Source organism: Streptococcus mitis (genome assembly GCF_002096845.1).
Lineage (GTDB): Bacteria > Bacillota > Bacilli > Lactobacillales > Streptococcaceae > Streptococcus > Streptococcus mitis_A.
In genome coordinates, this window is sequence record NZ_NCVK01000018.1 from 35,422 (window position 1) to 54,810 (window position 19,389).

Annotated in this window: 9 protein-coding genes; 4 read left to right on the forward strand and 5 right to left on the reverse strand. The window is 38.7% G+C overall.

Annotated features, from left to right (window positions below):
• Positions 1-18 precede the first annotated feature (18 nt).
• Positions 19-1,338: a CapA family protein gene (locus B7695_RS05265; RefSeq protein ID WP_084890388.1), complete on the reverse strand. Its 1,320-nt coding sequence runs from the start codon at positions 1,336-1,338 to the stop codon at positions 19-21.
• Between the two features lie 174 nt (positions 1,339-1,512).
• On the opposite strand from B7695_RS05265, the gene def reads away from it, so the two are divergent.
• Both def and rlmB read left to right on the forward strand, forming a co-directional pair.
• Positions 1,513-2,124 (forward strand): peptide deformylase, encoded by a 612-nt coding sequence (def, locus tag B7695_RS05270; RefSeq protein ID WP_004260025.1) that lies wholly within the window; start codon positions 1,513-1,515, stop codon positions 2,122-2,124.
• Between the two features lie 44 nt (positions 2,125-2,168).
• Positions 2,169-2,897 (forward strand): 23S rRNA (guanosine(2251)-2'-O)-methyltransferase RlmB, encoded by a 729-nt coding sequence (rlmB, locus tag B7695_RS05275; protein ID WP_084890185.1) that lies wholly within the window; start codon positions 2,169-2,171, stop codon positions 2,895-2,897.
• Between the two features lie 506 nt (positions 2,898-3,403).
• On the opposite strand, the gene htpX is transcribed toward rlmB, so the two are convergent.
• Positions 3,404-4,303, reverse strand: a complete 900-nt coding sequence (gene htpX / locus B7695_RS05280) for a zinc metalloprotease HtpX (protein WP_084890187.1) — start codon at positions 4,301-4,303, stop codon at positions 3,404-3,406.
• 1 nt (position 4,304) lies between these two features.
• The gene (locus B7695_RS05285; protein WP_084890190.1) at positions 4,305-4,865 is read right to left on the reverse strand and encodes a LemA family protein; all 561 of its coding nucleotides are present in this window, start codon (positions 4,863-4,865) and stop codon (positions 4,305-4,307) included.
• 93 nt (positions 4,866-4,958) lie between these two features.
• Between B7695_RS05285 and rsmG the strand changes: the two genes are divergently transcribed.
• Both rsmG and B7695_RS05295 read left to right on the forward strand, forming a co-directional pair.
• Complete coding sequence (rsmG, locus tag B7695_RS05290; RefSeq protein ID WP_084890192.1) at positions 4,959-5,672, forward strand: 16S rRNA (guanine(527)-N(7))-methyltransferase RsmG; 714 nt, start codon at positions 4,959-4,961, stop codon at positions 5,670-5,672.
• Between the two features lie 204 nt (positions 5,673-5,876).
• Positions 5,877-7,160 carry a uracil-xanthine permease family protein gene (locus B7695_RS05295; protein WP_060628761.1) on the forward strand — a complete coding sequence of 428 codons (1,284 nt, stop codon included), beginning with the start codon at positions 5,877-5,879 and terminating at the stop codon, positions 7,158-7,160.
• 301 nt (positions 7,161-7,461) lie between these two features.
• Here B7695_RS05295 and B7695_RS05300 read toward each other — a convergent pair whose 3' ends face one another.
• Positions 7,462-13,290, reverse strand: coding sequence for an SIALI-17 repeat-containing surface protein (locus B7695_RS05300; protein ID WP_084890194.1), 5,829 nt, complete (start codon positions 13,288-13,290; stop codon positions 7,462-7,464).
• Between the two features lie 41 nt (positions 13,291-13,331).
• On the reverse strand, positions 13,332-19,343 hold the full coding sequence (locus B7695_RS05305; RefSeq protein ID WP_084890196.1) for a ZmpA/ZmpB/ZmpC family metallo-endopeptidase: 6,012 nt from the start codon (positions 19,341-19,343) through the stop codon (positions 13,332-13,334).
• Positions 19,344-19,389: the final 46 nt, after the last annotated feature.

The window sequence follows — 19,389 nt, forward strand, 5'->3', positions numbered from 1 at the left end:
CTTCCCTCTGGATTCAAACTAATCCCACTTCAATCCCACATGTTCGTTCATTTCTTTGTAGGCTGTATCAATTCGTTCCTTAGTCGCTTCATCTATTTGATCACGATGACTGCCACCCTCTATGAAATCTTCCAAGATATAGGTTTGATAATGATATAAAGGATAGCCTTCTGGTGAAAAGGTTCCCTTTGGTGTTCGATTGACCCAAGTAGGATGAGCTTTAGCTGTTCCGATAGTTGTTTTTCCATCCTTCTTCTTAATGGTCACGTCCATGAGAACGCCACGTTCAGTCCACTTAGCATTTTCTTCATCTCCCATAGATTCAAGCCGTTGATTGGAAATGAAGTTCCCCATTGAATAGATAATGAGTTTCTTGTCTCCATCTTTTTCAACCGTTTCAGATGGTTCCACAACGTGAGGATGCCCTCCAAAGATGATATCCGCCCCCCAATCAATCATCTTGTGATAAAGAGCTTTTTGTTCTTCAGTTGGTTCCAATCGATACTCAACACCCATCTGAGGCATGATAATGGTGATATCTGCTTCCTTCTCTGCCCGTTCAATTTCAGCCTTCATCTTATCTTCGTTTAAATCTGAAAGATAACGATTATAGTCTTCCTGAGAAATATACTGCTCAATTCCATTAAATCCATAGGAATAGGCCAAAAGAGCAACCTTGATACCATTCACTTCCTTAATGACCAGAGGAGCCTGATCACGTGGTTCATGCGTATAAACTCCGATTGGAGTGATTCCAGCTTTCTCAATAATATCGGCCGTTGAAATAACTCCCTCAATTTGCGAATCCAAAATATGATTATGAGCTAAATCCAGCACATGATAACCTGCATCCTTAATGGCATCCATAACTTCAGCAGGAGCATTAAAGAGAGGATAACCAGCTAAATAATGATCCTTATTAATGGTTCCTTCAAAGTCACCAATAGCTAAATCTGCTTGCTTAAGCCAAGGTGTCACATACTCAAAATTCTCATGAAAGTCATAGGTACCGTCTTCTTTTTTAGCTGAAAAGAAAAGTCCATCGTGGTAGAGCAAATCACCGTGGGCCATAATTCTGGCAGTTTTTTCCTCTTCCTGCTCCTGAGACTTTTGCTTAGTCTCCTCTTTAGAAATAGTATCTCGTTTTTGACTGGTCAGAGGCATGCCTTGGAAACTTTCAAACAACAAGACCAAACCCATTGATAAAGTAACTGCTAGCAAGAGTACCGCCACAAATCCTTTATTGCTCCACTTGCGATAACTCCTAAAAAAGTTTACCAAGCCCTTCATAAAACGAAAAGCTAAACCACCCTGATTTCTATCTTGTCTTCTTTGCATCTTCATTCTCCCTACTTTCTTATGCAAGCCTTTTCTTTTTATTATAACACAGATAAGTATTTCTTTCACAATTGAATCGAACCTACTAGGCATTTTCTATAAAAACTCGATGCCGTAATGCTTTCAATCCTTGTCATTTTGTGATATCATGTAGAAGTAATGAAAGGAGAGAAAATGTCTGCTATAGAACGTATTACAAAAGCTGCTCACTTAATTGATATGAACGATATTATCCGCGAGGGGAATCCTACTCTACGCGCAGTTGCTGAGGAAGTCACTTTTCCCTTGTCTGACCAAGAAATCATCCTTGGCGAAAAGATGATGCAATTCCTCAAACATTCCCAAGATCCTGTCATGGCTGAAAAAATGGGGCTACGCGGTGGGGTAGGACTTGCTGCTCCTCAATTAGATATCTCAAAACGCATTATCGCTGTTTTGGTGCCAAATATTGTCGAAGAAGGCGAAACTCCAGAGGAAGCCTACGACTTACAAGCTATTATGTACAATCCAAAAATCGTCTCTCACTCTGTTCAAGACGCTGCTCTTGGTGAAGGAGAAGGTTGCCTGTCTGTTGACCGTAACGTGCCTGGCTATGTTGTTCGCCATGCTCGTGTTACTGTTGACTACTTTGACAAAGATGGAGAAAAACACCGTATCAAGCTCAAAGGCTACAACTCCATCGTTGTTCAGCATGAAATTGACCACATCAACGGCATCATGTTTTACGATCGTATCAATGAAAAAGACCCATTTGCAGTTAAAGATGGTTTACTAATTCTAGAATAAAGAAAATCCCGTTGCAAGACGGGGTTTTGTGTTATAATAGAGGCATGAAAACAAATGATATTGTCTATGGCGTCCACGCCGTTACCGAAGCTCTCCTCGCAAACACTGGCAACAAACTCTACCTCCAAGAAGATCTCCGAGGTAAGAATGTTGAGAAAGTCAAGGAACTGGCTACAGAAAAGAAGGTGTCCATTTCTTGGACTTCAAAAAAATCCCTCTCTGAGATGACTGAAGGTGCTGTCCACCAAGGTTTTGTTCTACGAGTGTCCGAATTTGCCTATAGTGAGCTGGACCAAATCCTTGTCAAAACACGCCAAGAAGAAAATCCTTTGCTATTAATTCTGGATGGCTTAACCGACCCCCATAATCTGGGTTCTATCTTGCGAACAGCCGATGCGACCAACGTTTCAGGTGTCATCATTCCCAAACACCGTGCTGTCGGTGTTACTCCTGTCGTTGCCAAAACGGCCACAGGTGCTATTGAACACGTTCCGATTGCCCGAGTAACCAACCTCAGTCAAACTCTAGACAAACTCAAGGATGAAGGCTTCTGGACCTTTGGAACAGATATGAACGGTACTCCTTGCCACAAGTGGAATACAAAAGGGAAAATTGCTCTCATCATTGGAAATGAAGGAAAAGGCATCTCTAGCAACATCAAAAAACAAGTCGATGAAATGATTACCATTCCTATGAATGGCCATGTTCAAAGTCTCAATGCCAGTGTTGCTGCAGCCATCCTCATGTACGAAGTTTTCCGAAATAGACTATAAAAAAGGCTGAACAAAAACTAGCTTCTCAATAAAACCGCATAGTGATTTCAGTTTTGCTCACAATCAAGCTGAAAACAACTGTGTGGTTTTTGAATAGCTGATTTGTAAAATCCATGCTCGTGAAAATGAATTCAAGCTCTACTATGCTGGTCTAGTTGTCTCTAACACACACTCTGAGCTCACCAAAAATATTCTCTAATTTTCTAAAAACAATATCAGTTGCCATCTTCCATTTGGCATAGAGTCTAGATCCTTCTTCGATATATCATGTGTTCTGAACGAAGTTTCCTAAAGAAATTCTAATACTCAATGAAAATCAAAGAGCAAACTAGGAAGCTAGCCGCAGGCTGGACTTAAGTACAGCAAGGCGAAGCTGATGCTGTTTGAAGAGATTTTCGAAGAATATAAATTGTATCCTAACCAATTGATTTCTGAGTTCATTATATAAGAAAATGAGCATCTCCAACTACGAGAATGCTCATTTTTTAGTATTGTATAGGCAAATTTTACATATGTTTCAAACGCTCAATCCGTTCTGAGATAGGTGGGTGGGTATGAAATAGTTTTTGGAACCCTCCCCCTTTCTTGGGATCATTGATATAAAGTGCACTGCTGGCATCATCTACAGGACGACTCATAGGTTTACTATTATCCAACTTACGTAGAGCATTGATCATCCCTTGAGGATTACGAGTCAACTCGACACTGGAAGCATCAGCTAGAAATTCCCTCTGACGAGAAATAGCTAGTTGCACTAAGGTTGCAGCGAGAGGTGCCAGCACAATAGCTAGGAGGGAAACCACTAGCATAATGATCTCTAAGCCATTTCCATCTCGGTCATCGTCACTTCGTCTGCGACCTGCTCCACCCCACCACATCATACGACCTGCCATACTAGAAAGCATGGTGATAGCACTAGCAAGGGCAACAGCAATAGTCGAAATGCGGATATCGTAGTTACGAATATGACTGACTTCATGTCCCATAACAGCTTCTAGTTCTTCACGATTCATGATAGTTAGGAGACCTGACGTCGCAGCAACCGCCGCATTTTGGGGGTTAGAACCTGTCGCAAAGGCATTTAAGGCTGGATCATCAATGATGAAAACACGGGGCATAGGAATCTGAGCGACCATAGCCATATCTTCCACTACATGGTAGAGGTCTGGTGCCGTTTGTTCATCTACCTCACGCGCTCCATTCATGGACATGACAATCTCTGTCGATTGAAAAATCATGGACAAGGCATAGATAAATCCGATAATCAGTGCGATAACCAAACCACCAAGCCCGGATCGCATAAAGAGGTAACCAACCGCATAGCCGACGAGAGCTAAGAGTAGGAAAAATACCAGCAACAAAATCCAGGTTTTTCGTTTATTGCTTGCAATTTGATCAAACAACATCTTAGTCACCTAAACCGCTAAAATCAACTTTAGGAACTGCCTTTTCCTCTTCTGGTGTTTGAAGGAAATCTGCTGCTTTAAATCCAAACATTCCAGCGATAATATTGCTTGGGAAAGTTTCTAATTTTACATTGTAGTTGCTGACAACACTGTTATAGAGTTGACGAGAGTAAGAAATTTTATTTTCTGTGTTTGTCAACTCCTCTTGCAATTTAACAAAGTTGGCACTAGCTTTCAAATCTGGATAACTTTCTGCAACTGCAAAAATACCTGAAACCTGACGAGTAAGGGCATCACTAGCTTTCATAGCTTCTGCTGGTGAAGTCGCTGCTGCCACTTGGTTACGCAGTTCTGCCACCTTTTCAAGGGTAGAACCTTCATATTTGGCATAACCTTTTACAGTTTCAATCAAGTTTGGCAAGAGATCATTTCGACGTTTCAACTGAACATCAATCTGGCTCCAAGCCTCCTTTGTTTGCATACGATTCTTAACCAAACCGTTATAGCTAACAATCACAAAAATAACAATAAGAGCGATAACTCCAAAAATAATCCAAGTCATAATATAAGTCCTTTCTACTTTTAGATTAGTACCAGTATATCAAATTTTTAATGATTGTGGTAAAATAAGATGATACTAAAGAAGGAAATAACTATGAAACCAGAAACATTTTACAACTTGCTTGCCGAGCAGAACCTTCCACTTTCGGACCAGCAAAAAAAACAATTTGAACGCTATTTTGAACTCTTGGTCGAGTGGAATGAAAAAATTAATCTAACAGCCATTACGGACAAGGATGAAGTTTATCTCAAACATTTTTACGATTCGATTGCACCCATTCTTCAAGGTTTGATTCCTAATGAAACTATCAAACTTCTTGACATCGGTGCTGGGGCAGGATTTCCTAGTCTACCAATGAAAATCCTCTATCCTCAGTTAGATGTGACCATCATTGATTCACTCAATAAGCGCATCAACTTCCTCCAACTCTTGGCTCAAGAGCTAGATTTGAGCGGTGTTCACTTCTACCATGGACGTGCCGAAGATTTTGCCCAAGACAAGAACTTCCGTGCTCAATATGATTTTGTAACGGCTCGTGCTGTAGCCCGTATGCAGGTCTTGTCTGAATTGACAATTCCTTACCTTAAAGTTGGTGGCAAACTATTGGCACTCAAGGCCAGCAATGCGCCTGAGGAATTATTAGAAGCCAAAAATGCCCTCAACCTCCTTTTTAGTAAGGTCGAAGACAATCTCAGCTACGCTCTACCAAATGGAGATCCGCGTTACATCACAGTGGTGGAAAAGAAAAAGGAAACACCAAATAAATATCCACGTAAGGCTGGCATGCCCAATAAACGCCCGCTTTAATCTTTTTAGTAAAAAAATATTTACAAAGTTTGTAATTTTTGCTATACTATCACAAGCAAAGGTTTTTAATGTCATCCCGTGAGGTGACGAAGACGCAGAAATATTTAAAACTCTTTAAAGTCTAGATTTTAGAGAAGTCTTACTCTGAGGGCCTATTGCTGTAAAATAATGGGCTCTTTTTTGATGCCCAAAAGTGAGGTTTATATGAAACAAGAATCAACTGTTGATTTGTTACTAGACGTTGACCAACGTCCTTCAGCTGGAAAAGGAATTCTCCTTAGTTTCCAACACGTTTTCGCCATGTTCGGTGCAACCATCTTGGTACCCTTGATTTTGGGAATGCCTGTATCTGTTGCCCTTTTTGCTTCAGGTGTCGGGACACTCATCTACATGATTTCAACTGGATTTAAAGTTCCAGTTTATCTAGGTTCTTCATTTGCCTTTATCACAGCAATGTCGCTTGCTATGAAAGAAATGGGTGGTGATGTGTCTGCTGCTCAAACAGGGGTTATCTTAACTGGTTTGGTCTATGTCCTGGTGGCTGCTGGTGTTCGTTTTGCAGGTACAAAATGGATTGATAAACTCTTGCCACCAATCATCATCGGACCTATGATCATCGTTATCGGTCTTGGACTTGCAGGTTCAGCTGTTACCAACGCTGGTCTTGTAGCTGATGGAAACTGGAAAAATGCTCTTGTAGCCGTTGTTACTTTCTTGATTGCTGCCTTTATCAATACTAAAGGAAAGGGCTTCCTACGAATCATTCCTTTCCTCTTTGCCATTATCGGTGGTTACCTCTTCGCACTAACTCTTGGCTTGGTTGACTTTACACCAGTTCTTAAAGCTAACTGGTTTGAAATTCCTGGTTTCTACTTGCCATTTAGCACTGGTGGTGCCTTTAAAGAATACAATCTTTACTTTGGTCCAGAAACCATCGCCATTTTGCCAATCGCTATCGTAACAATTTCTGAACATATCGGAGACCATACTGTTTTGGGTCAAATCTGTGGCCGTCAATTCTTGAAAGAACCAGGTCTTCACCGTACTCTTCTTGGTGACGGTATCGCAACTTCAGTTTCTGCCTTCCTTGGTGGACCAGCCAACACAACTTATGGAGAAAATACAGGGGTTATCGGTATGACTCGTATCGCTTCTGTCTCAGTTATCCGTAACGCTGCCTTTATCGCAATTGCCCTTAGCTTCCTTGGTAAATTCACAGCCTTGATTTCAACTATTCCAAATGCTGTACTTGGTGGTATGTCAATCCTTCTCTATGGAGTTATCGCCAGCAACGGTTTGAAAGTCTTGATTAAAGAACGTGTTGATTTCGCTCAAATGCGTAACCTAATCATCGCAAGTGCTATGTTGGTCCTTGGACTTGGGGGAGCTATCCTTAAACTTGGTCCAGTTACCCTTTCAGGTACTGCCCTATCAGCCATGACAGGAATCATCTTGAACTTGATCTTGCCATACGAAAATAAAGACTAAGAGACTTAATACAGAAAGAGAATGAACAAAAACAAGCTTCTCTTTACTAACCCCAAAAAGTTGCACAAATAATTATTGAAAGGATTTAGTTCTGTACTGCACAGGACTAAGTCCTTTTATAATAAAATGAAGCAAAACAGTACATAATGTTGCATCGTCAATTGAAACAAGGACAAGATAAAAGAGCCTCAAAAAAAGGTATTGTAACTTGGCAATACCTTTTTTGAGGTGCTTTTTGAAAGCCATCAAATGATGACTTTTCAGAGGGAGCAAAAAACTGTTCCCTTTATATTCTAAACATTTAAATGTCTTTTTTAAACAGTTGGTTAAAGAAACCGTCTGTATTTTTAAGAAGAGCTTTGAATACCTTAGATTTAAGAGCTACAGTATGAGAGAAGTCATCTGTTTTTTTCAAATCTTCTTCGACTGCTTTATCAAATAAAGGCCTTAACTCATCATAGTTACTGATATGGACGCCATCAATATCGATACCTTCAAAGCCTTTCTTAGCTTTAGCAAGAACCTCCTCGTACCAATGTCTCTTCCACTCTTCAAGTGTCTTGAACTTGTCTCCAGATACTTTCTTGATGATAAAATCATCTCCTAATAAGCTATTATTTTGTCTATTAGCTTCATCTTGATATTTGCTAGAGACATATCCAATGAATCCATTTGCATATCCAAAGTAACCCCACATACGAAAAGCATTGTGTTTAAATGATAATGAACCAGGAGCACCTTTGCTTGTATTACCACCATAAATACCAGCCATCATTTGAACATTAACATATGCTGAATTAGGCGTAAAGTCCTCTGGTCGGAATATACCATTACCTGGATTATTATGTTTGGTCATAAAGTTATTATCAACCAAATCATCGATACTTGCTAATGATTTAGTTTTCTCTCCATCATTTAGGTCACGAACTTTATCCCATTGGTGTGGAGCAGTTAATTTATTTAAACCATCAACATGTCTATCGACTCTGTCAATTTTCTTGAACCACTTGCCATTGTCACCTTTTAATCGTGGTAATACAGCATCAGCCTCAAGATGGTCTAACATCATAAGAGCATCATTATAATTTCTCATATAACGGTCGATATCTTCACGAGTTTTCAATTTATCTGGATCATAATTATACCACTGATCACCATCATTTTCACGATGATAAGCCATGTTAAGACCCAAAGCGCCATATTCACCATTGGTTGTCGATTTATCTGGTGTTTGTAACATACCTTGAGCATAGGCTTCAACGTCTGTACCTTGACGATGTCTATGACCACCGAAGTAAAGCATTCTATCGTTTACGTGTGTTGTTTCGTGAGTAAAGGCTGAAATACCAAACGGACTAATCATATCCGTCACCATAAACAAGACCTTGTCATCATTATTCGGATCATCAAAAATTGATGCCATAGCACCCATACGCCAGTCTCTATCATGGTGTCGCCACGTTGGACCATATAATTCACGAATTGGGGCTACAGGGTTACCTTTACCGTCAAATCCTCGACGACCTACAGGAGAACCATTGTAGGTCTGGTTATCCCAAACTGGTGTCGGTACCATATTTTGACTCTTAAGAAGTCTATCACGAACATTAGATAATGCTAAACGTGACCAGAAATCAAGGTAAGTTTGTTGACCTTTCGCAACATTATCAATCTCTTTCTTAAATTCGTTTCGAGATTCTTCTGTATACTTACCATATTTCTCAAATGAACTATAAGCCATTGTATTGTATGTTGAAATTAAGAACATATGAGCATTCTTAAGCGTTAGAAGTGGTAAAATCATACGTCCATGAACACCGTTATCTAAACCATCAAAGACTCTATGACGTTTATTGACAAAGTCAGGATTTGTAGTTTTAGGTTCTGAAACATAAACATTCTTAGCTGAATGGATAAACCAATCGTTAATGTCTTTATCCTCAGTGAACAAACGCATGTTGTATTCTAGGAAGTTACGAAGACTACCTTTACCAGTATTACTTGCAATGATTTCACGATAAGCATCCTGAGTTCGGTCACCCTTTAAGTTCTTCTCGCTAGACCCGATGTTAATCAAGCGATCTAACACACTTGGTGTTTTACCGTAGAAGTCAGGTTTAAATATCATAATGTCTTTGATACTCATACTGTTGTCAGTATACTTAATGTTATAGTAACGGTTCAAGTAAGATAGAGCCATCATAATTTTCGCTTTATTATCGTCAATTTTCTTCACAAGTGCTTTCATCGCAGCTTCGTCACTATTCAATTGATGATCTTCATTTTCGACTAAAGCTTTCACAAATTTATCAAGATTGTCTTTGACGTCAGTAAAGCTTTCTTCTAGATACAAATCAGCTGGATTTCCAATAATTTTACGAACATCTTGCGAATCGTATGTGACTGAAGATAACTTCTCTTTCACATCTGCAATCAGTTTCACACGATCTTTCTCAACCATGTTTGGTGTATAAACAACGTTTTGTCCAGCGATGGCATATTCACGAACTTGTTTCACTTTAGAATCAGCATTCTTAGTAACATCCATTTCTTCCTTAGTACCATCAGCATAGTGAATCATTATTTTATCGATATCCGATAAATCGGTCACGAATTGACCATCCTTCATACCCGTAACAGAAAGAACTTCTTTCTTAACCAAGTTCGATTCTTCAGCCAACTTGTTAGCTTGGTTAACAATCCACTCTTTGTTGTAGAATGGTTGGAGTTTTTCAATATTGCGATAAGCTAAATCACGTTCGGATTTGTAATCTTGCGTTGATTTGTATTCCTCTGATTTTGGTGCTGTACGGTTAAGCGTATCTTCAGGAAGAGCACTAATTTCAAATCCACTAGCTGTTATATTGTACCCTTTAATTTTCTTATTAGCTTCTTCTAAACTAATTTCTTTAACACGTTTAGAACGTTGATATGAAGAGGCTCCTGTACTCATATCACGAACAACGAAATCATTTTCAAGTCTATTACCTGAGAAGTAACCATCTTCGTCATCTATATTTCTTGAACCATAGAAGATCTCACCTTTAGAAACTTTCACCATTGATACGTTATCTTCAATTTGCCCTAATACCCAGTTAGAACTGATAAACCCACCAACATCAACTGGATTATCAATGTCAATTGTACCTTTAGCAACTGAATGACGAACAGAACCCTCTTTTCCTACAGTGAAATTATCCATACCATTATCAGATTTCGCAACAAGTCCAGCAGCTCTAGCTCGTTTACCTGTGATTGTTACATCAGCATATGCTCTATCTAAGTTACCTTTCCAAATTTCACCAGCAATACCAGCTAAATTCCAATCACGATCACCAACAGCCTGCAATTTACCGATAAATGCTACATTTCTTAACAGGCCACCACGATCAATCTTATTAACAATACCAGCAATACTATTGTTTCCAAGAATGCTACCAGTAACCTTGATATTCTCAACTGTCGCATTTTTAACAGTCTTAGCAAGTGCTGAAATATCATTAATCCAAGGCATATTGATATTAACGTTTGCTAAGTTAATATTTTTTACTGAGCCACCTTCGATAGCACCGAATAATTGACGTTTCATGTTATGAATTGAATACTGTTTTCCTTCTACACTGGTCAATGTACCTCTAAATGTCCCTGTTACATATTCTTTATTAGGTGTTGGTACATTCGTTGCATTCAAATCTGCTCCGATTTTAAATGTACCATTTTTATCAGCATTCATAGCATCTACTAAATCTTTAAAATTATAGTAAACATTATCAACCTTAGGACGAGGTTTTTCAATGTAATGTATGTATTCATTTCTAGTTTTAGATGGGTCAACATGTTGAATCAAATCTTGAGCAGTTGCTGTAATTTTATAAAGTTCTTTTTCTTTTTCAGTCACCAACTCAATCTTATCAACTGCTAAACGTGTTACTTTATTATCACGACTAGTGATTTTTAAGTACATTTTCTTCACATCTTCATCAGAAGGTTTTTCGCTCATGAAATCACTAGGTGTTTCAGTACCATCATCATTCACCTTCACTAAATTAGTAGATGAAATATTTTTAATTTCGACCTTTTTCAACTCCAAACGCAAAAGTTTTTCATCCAGTTTAGATGTTTCATCACTTTCACCACGGTTGTAAGTCATTGTTGTTGCAATTTTATAATCTTTGAATAAATCCAAACCTTGAATAGCGTCTGTCAATTTTTCTTTAGATAAATCAACTCGCTTAACAACAGTGTCCCCATCTTTAATCTCAGCTATAATGCTCTTGATTTCAGCATTACCTGTATTTTCAAGAGTGTAATCCAATTTAGCTGAACGATCCATCGCATCTTCTGTAACCTTATCTAAAGTCAAAGTTGGAGCAACTTTTGACGTATATTCTGGCAACTCAGCTTGAACTTCAGGTTCTCCCTTTTCTGTGACTACTGCTTCGGGTAACGCTGGCTGAACTTCAGGTTCTCCCTTTTCTGTGACTACTACTTCGGGTAACGCTGGCTGAACTTCAGGTTCTCCCTTTTCTGTGACTACTACTTCGGGTAACGCTGGCTGAACTTCAGGTTCTCCCTTTTCTGTGACTACTATTTCGGGTAACGCTGGCTGAACTTCTGGTTCCCCTTTGTCAGTCACAACAGCTTCCGGCAACGCTGGTTGAACTTCTGGTTCCCCTTTGTCAGTCACAACAGCTTCGGGTAAGGCTGGTTGAACTTCTGGTTCCCCTTTTTCAGCCACAACAGCTTCCGGCAACGCTGGCTGAACTTCTGGTTCCCCTTTGTCAGTCACAACAGCTTCGGGTAAGGCTGGTTGAACTTCTGGTTCGCCTTTGTCAGTTACAACAGCTTCGGGTAACGCTGGCTGAACTTCAGGTTCCCCTTTGTCAGTCACAACAGCTTCCGGCAACGCTGGTTGAACTTCTGGTTCCCCTTTGTCAGTCACAACAGCTTCCGGCAACGCTGGTTGAACTTCTGGTTCCCCTTTGTCAGTTACAACAGCTTCGGGTAACGCTGGCTGAACTTCAGGTTCCCCTTTGTCAGTCACAACAGCTTCCGGCAACGCTGGTTGAACTTCTGGTTCCCCTTTGTCAGTCACAACAGCTTCCGGCAACGCTGGTTGAACTTCTGGTTCCCCTTTGTCAGTCACAACAGCTTCTGGTAATGCCGGTTGAACTTCTGGCTCTACAAGGTTTGTACCTATTGGTTGCGTATAATCAGGCTTCTCTGCTTTAGGAGCCTCGTCTGGAACAGTACCTACAGGTTCAGTGTATGCTGGTTTTTCATGAACTTCTGGTTCAACTAAATTACCGCCAATTGGTGCTGTATATTCTGGTTTCTTATGAACTTCAGGTTCTACCAGATTACCACTAACTGGTGCTGTATGTTCAGGCTTCTCTGCTTTAGGAGCCTCGTCTGGAACAGTACCTACAGGTTCAGTGTATGCTGGTTTTTCATGAACTGCTGGCTCTACAAGGTTTGCTCCTATTGGTTGCGTATAGTCAGGTTTTTCTACTTTAGGCGCCTCGTCTGGGACTGTACTTACAGGCTCAGTGTATTTAGGTTTCTCAGCTTTAGGCGCTTCATTAGGGATACTTTCCTGAGTTTCATATACTGGAACATTTTTTGTCCCCTCATCCTTATGTTGAATTTCTAAAATTGCATCATCATCAAGGGGTAAGTATCCAATATAACGATATCCAGCAATTTGAACTACTCCTTCATTACTTGGAGCTTTCAAAGGATTGCTTATATCGAGAGCTTGCATACTAGAAAGACTAATCAGTCCGATAGTAGTAACTAATAACAAACTACTAACTTTTTTCTTTTTATGAACCAAAAGGACTAAACTACCAACAGCTAATAGACCTAAAGCTGTAAGTACAGAAGTCGATGAACCTGTTTCAGGAAGAGCTTCCTGCTGATAAATAAGAGCATAAGTTGCTTCATTATCAGTAGGAATTCCTGCTTGAATCTTGGTTTGTTCTTCTTGTGTAAGAGCGCTTTTTTCAACATAATGATAGGTAGAAGCATGAATGACTGACGGTGCAACCAAGATACTTCCGAGTAAAACTGAACCAACAATCCCACAGATTTTTCGGATCGAAAATCGTTCTTTTTTAAATAATGACAAGCGTAATCACCTTCTTTAATTTCATTTCCTAACAGTAAACACTATTTTTTATTCTCAAAAATTGAACTTCTAAAATCATCAGTTTGGTCAAGATAGGCTTTAAAGATTGCTCTCTTCAACTTATGAACTGCACTGTCTGTTTCTGGATTATAGTTATTCCAATGGGTACCTTCTGCATCCTGACGAACAGCAATATCCATTAAACTTTGTAAATCCTCTATCCTACTAGTGGTTTTTCTTGCAAATGACGTCCATGGCTGTGTTGTATCATTAAAGGTAACTTTGTTCAATTTATTGAACTTAGCTTGACGCTCTGTATACATGGCCTTTTTAAAATCACTCCAAGTCCTGTATTGTCCATTAAATAATTTTTGAAGTACTAATGTATCTGTTACTAATCCTTTGGTCTTACCATATGAGGTAATCGTTTTATTATTTGCCCTAGCATCGGGTTCAAATTGATTTGAAATATATGGCACCATACCATCTTTAAAGCCTTTTGCAGCCAATAGTTCATAGGCCATACGACGTCCCATCAAGTCGCCAGGTGTTCCTATATCACTACTTAATGCTGCATAAATCGGCGCAAATAATTTAATAGTGAAGTAGCCATTTCTTTCGTATTTGCCTGAAGCATATTCCCTAGACGAAATAATATTATTCTCAATCAAATCATTAAATGAATGTAATTTTTCAGCTTCTGCATATGCCAAATCTTTAACTACATTTGTTGCATAGACACTATTTCCATCTGGATCTGGATGATACTCATTTGTAACTTTTCTAAGAAGTTGTTGTTTTTGATTCGTATCCAATTTAAGAATTGAATTTCCTTCAAGATATTCCAACATATAAACGACATCAAACATATTGTGGACATATTTTTGAAGATCTGTCGCATCTTTAAATCTCGTAGTTGGATCGAGTATTTGTAATCGTTGTCCTTCTGTACTATCAGATTTTAAATGTTTCAAGATAGAGTTGATGGTGATAGTTGCGTCGTTTGGATGGTCTGGTGCTTGTAATAAGCCTTTTGCGAAGAACTCTGGTCCCAAGCCACTTCTTCGACCATAGCCACCAAGATAAATGTCCTGATCTGAATCATGCGTCATTTCATGTGTATAAGTGATAGCTCCATCCTTATCCAACATACGATAACCCATATAATAAACGGCATCCCCTGTAGCGTAAGCACCGTGTCCATTATGACCAACTTTATTTCCAACAGGTCCAAAGAAATGTTTCATTGCAGGATTTGGACTATCAAAATCTGATACGGTTTGGGCTTTTCCATTGGTATGGTCATCTCCAAATTTATAGGCATCATAAAGCAAGATATTTCGATAAAGTTTTTCACGCCCTTTTTCATCTAGAATACGATACCAATAATCGTAGTGATCTCGTTGACGTTCGGCAGTTTCGTGAGCGCTCTTTTCAACAAAGCTATTCAGATCACCATTTGCTTGATGCTCTTTATTACGGTAACGATCATAAGCACCAAAGCCTAGGCTAGAGATAGTTGAAATGACAAATACGGATCTTTCTGGCAAGGTAAGTAGAGGTAGTACCATATTACGGTATTTCCAGCTGTCACTAGTGATGCGATCATAGACACCGATAGAGTACTTGCTGCCAACTTTTTCCTGATTAGCCCTCACTTCTGGAATATTAGATTTTTCTTCAACGATATAAGCCTTGGTCTGAGATTTAAACCATTCATTGTTAGTTTGAGTAGGTGCAAATGCTTTACGGTAGCCTTCTAAAGCACTAAACAAATCTTTTGTACTGTAGTTATTAGTCAACAAGGCATTGTAAGTAACCACATTATTTTTAGCCAAGAGATTATTGTAGCCAGATTTACCCAGTTCAATAATTGTATCAAGAGGAGAGGTATTTCCCTTACCAAAGAAATCCATATGGAACATAAGCAAATCTTTTGCGCTAGCCTTATCAAATTTGAAATCATACCAGCGTTCTAGATAGGTTAATCCTAGCATCAAGGCTTCTTTGTTTCGCTTGATTTTATCAACGATGTAATTGTCAATAGCACTATTATTTCCAGAAACAGCAGCATCAGCTGAAAGTAATTTTTTAAGAGTTTCAGTTAAGTGCTCTTTGGTCTTAGTGAATTGCTCATCTAGATAGAGTTCTGTTAATTTAACATTATCCGAAATTCCTAACAAATTCTTAAGAGCAGTTGGATTATACTGCACTGTATTTAAGTCATTTTTAACTCTGTTTATTATAGACGTATAATCTTTTAGGAAAGCATTTGGTGTGTATACTAGACCTGTAGTTCCAATAGTATACTCAGCCAGATTTGCAAAATCACTATTGTAGGTTAAATCTACTTTCTCAGATGTTCCATCTTTGTAATGTAGTAATAAGTGATTGATAGAGTGCTTGTCTGAAGTAATGTCCGAAACCACTTCCTCATTTTTCATAGCGACAACAGATAACAATTCTTTCTTAAACAGGTTATGATCAGTAGATAATTGATTTCCATATTTCACAATGGTATCTCTATTATAGAAAGGCAATAATTTTTCTATATTTTTATATGCAACTTTTCTTGTCTCCTGATAATGAGCTGCCTTGGTATAATCTACATCCTGTTTAGCAGAATTTGTGAAATCTTCCACGGCTATAGTGTGTTTTTTAGTAATCTCATCTTTCTTGGCTTGAACTGCTGTTTTTTCAATCTCAGTACCACGTTCTACAGTGGAATCAACTGACATTACCTCATCTCCAACTGCTTGAACATTAACTACCTTATTGTCTTTATTACTGTATACCTTTGTCTGCTTCATACCATCAAAATGGTATCCAGAAATCGCATTCCCATTTGTAATATTCATATCGCTGAGAACATTATTCAAGTGGCCGGTATTATCATCTGCTCCACCTTCTTGCGTCCATAGGGAACCTGCAACTCCACCAACTCTAGCGAATGGTTTAGCATTATTTATTTCACCTTCAGCATAACTATTTGCTACAGTTGCATTATTTTCTACGATACCTGCAATTCCGCCAATGGTTTGGTTAGAACGTTCTGCATTACTTGAAATGGTTACTGTTGCAATAGAATGATCTACCCTAGCATTAGCACCGGTTAATTGACCGACTAGACCACCAATTGCATACTGAGAGGTTGTAACAAAGGTATTTGTTATTCTTCCAGTGAAGCTACTATTACTTACGGTAGAATTTTCAACTTTTTGAATAAGTCCTCCGATACCTAGCTCACCAGCAATGATTCCATTTGCGTGAACATTATTTAAAGTTGAAGAATTTGTGGCTTCCTTAGCAACTGATGCGACATGATTCTTACCAGAAATATTAACATCTTTTAAGGTGAGATCCTTAACAGTAGCTCTATTTAATGTATTGAATAATGGCTTTTTCAAATTAAAGATAGCATAATTTTTACCTTGATGACTACCAATTAGTGTTCCTGTGAATTTACTTGTAACGTAACTTTCTTGGTTTTCACCTAACTCAACCTCACGAGCATTCATTGTTGCACCCAAAGTGAAAGTTCCATCAGGTCTACTATTCATATCAGTTACTAATTTTTTAAATGATGTGTAGATAGGGCTATCGTTTTGAACAAGTTTTGGAAGATAATATGTAAAATTGTCTTGATATTGATTATCTACAGATTGCTTCAAGTGTTCCAATCTAGCTGTAATTTTATAGACTGCTTTACCGTCTTTTGTAGTGTCCTCAATGTTTGAAACTGGGAGCATTACATCTTTATATTTAGCTGACTTCACTTTGATGAAATAAGTAGATTTATTATCTGGTACTTTATCTAAGCTTGTATGTTGTTTTGATTGATTGCCTTCATAACTATAGAGTTCCACATCAGAAACACTTCTTAGTTCTATTGTTTTTTCTGGATCTGTTTCTTTCGGCTTCTCAACGGGAGTTTCAGGTTTTAGTTGCTCAATATTCCCCTTGTATTCAGGAAGTGGATCTACCTGTTCTGGTTCTACTATTGCTCCTGCCTGTGGACCTGTGTATTCTGGTAGGGGTGCTACTTGCTCAGGTTCAACAATAGCCCCAGCCTGTACTCCTGTGTATTCTGGTAGGGGTGCTACTTGTTCTGGTTCAACAATAGCTCCAGCTTGTACACCTGTATATTCTTTTGATGGTTCTACTTTTTCTGATTCTACTATTGCTCCGGCTTGCACTCCTGTGTATTCCTTCGGTGCTTCTACCTTCTCTGGTTCGACTATTGCTCCGGCTTGTGGTCCTGTATATTCTAGAAGCGGTGCTATCTGTTCAGGTTCACCTTTATCACTTACCACAGTATCTGGCAACTCTGGTTGAACCTCAGTCTCACCTTTGTCAGTCACAACCATTTCTGGTAGCTCTGGCTGAACTTCCGCTTCACCTTTATCTGTTACAACTGCTTCTGGTAACGCTGGTTGGACTTCTGGTACACCTTTATCACTTACTACAGCTTCTGGCAACTCTGGTTGAACTTCCGGTACACCTTTATCACTTACTACAGCTTCTGGCAACTCTGGTTGGACTTCGGCTTCGCCTTTATCACTTACTACAGCTTCTGGTAATTCAGGTTGAACTTCCGGTACACCTTTATCACTTACTACAGCTTCTGGCAACTCTGGTTGGACTTCGGCTTCGCCTTTATCACTTACTACAGCTGCTGGTAATTCAGGTTGAACTTCCGGTACACCTTTATCACTTACTACAGCTTCTGGCAACTCTGGTTGGACTGCTGGCTCACCTTTGTCGGTTACTACAGCTGCTGGTAGTTCAGGCTGAATTGCAGGTTCAACAATAGCTCCAGACTGTACGCCCTTATGTTCTACACCAGTCTCAGGTTGTTCCTTTATAACTTGAGTTTTTTTAGTACCTTTTTCTACTATTCTTGGAACAGGCGCAGTCGTTGAAGTTGAAACAATTTCTCGTGAAACCTCTTCCTTGTTTACAGAGAATATTCTGACGATTTCAACTTTCTTACCTAATTTACCTTCTTGTTTGACTCTTACAGTTCCTTCAGCTAAATCAGGATTCTCCTGAACTTCTTCTTGAAAATCTATTTTTGTCTCTATAGTTTCCTCACGATATAGGAGTTCAGGTTTGTTCAATTGACCTGATAAAACTTCATCCTGTGGATTTAGTGTATTTACCCCAGTCTTTTCTTTTGGAGAAACCTTCTCGTCTTTCTTCATTTCTGGATTCTTATGTTCTGCCAACTGTGCTTGAGAATCTGAAGATTGTTTCTCTTCTTTTCTTGGATTGATTAATTCTGTAGAGAGAGGTTTTTCAACTACTTGGACTTCTGTGGACTTAGTTGAAGAAACAGGTTTTTTTTCCTGAATAGTTTGTACCTTTGATGGATTCTCTACAAAATTAGGTGTAACATTATAATCCACCTTTTGTTGAGTTTTGTGAGTAGCTACTGGTTTCTCTTGATTGCTTACTTTAGATTCAGAAGTTATGTTCCCCTCTTTGATATATCCAATATAAGTGTAACCTGAAATGTCTTTAGGAAGAGGTAATTTTTCTCCTGAGGTTAATTCATAGTCAGTATTGTAATTCAGTAAGAGATTATTTTCTAAAGCATGAGCTGAAACTAAGACACCATTTCCTATTCCTGCAACCAATACTAAATGTAATACTGTTTTATTCTTACCTTTTTTCTTAGAAACGGCAAAAATTAAAATCCCCAGAGCTGCTAAGCTAGCACCAACAACTAAGGTTTGCATATCATTCTTGCTTCCAGTATTTGGCAATTCTCCCAGTTGATTTTGGAAACTTAATTTATAAACAAGATAATAGGTTTCATCATCATTCTCCGTGTATGTCGGAATATCATAGACAAGCTGCTTCTTTTCATCTGATGATAGCTCTGACTCTGTCACATATTTATAGTGAACACCTTTAGTCTCTTGAGCCTCTACAGCTGAACTACCTAATACAGACACAAAAAATAAACTTGAAATCGTTGCAGATACAAGTCCTACTGATAATTTTCTAAATGAAAAACGCTGCTGTTTTTCACTAAAATACTTTTCCATTATTCCTCCTTGAAATAAAATTTAAAAATGTGTAAGGCAAATTTTA